Raw genomic sequence first — 329 nt, forward strand, 5'->3', positions numbered from 1 at the left:
TCTTTACGTTGTTTAGCATCTAACTTATCTCGTCTACGTTCCTCACGTTCTCTGTCCTCTGCAGTGAGTCTCTCCACACCTTGACGTTGGTCATATTTTCTAATGTAATTTTTAAATTGACGTTTACCTTTTCTAGCTTGATATCTGATTACAGTATCAGTTAACTTCATACTTTTGGCCTCTTTGTAATCGTCCACATCTATTAGGATTTCATCTGTTCCATCAAGCATTACGTAACTCAAATCACCTTTATCATCTTTAACCTTTTCCATTCTTGTTGGCATATTATTTGTCCTCCTAATAATCCTTAACTTGTACGTCTGATACTT

General features: G+C 35.6%; 1 protein-coding gene. It reads right to left on the reverse strand.

Annotated features, from left to right (window positions below; genetic code table 11):
- Positions 1-284, reverse strand: a 284-nt coding sequence (locus L987_RS13240) for a hypothetical protein (RefSeq protein WP_047505404.1), incomplete at its 3' end; no start/stop codon positions are given.
- Positions 285-329: the final 45 nt, after the last annotated feature.

It is taken from the genome of Staphylococcus sp. ZWU0021, assembly GCF_000798895.1.
GTDB lineage: Bacteria > Bacillota > Bacilli > Staphylococcales > Staphylococcaceae > Staphylococcus > Staphylococcus saprophyticus.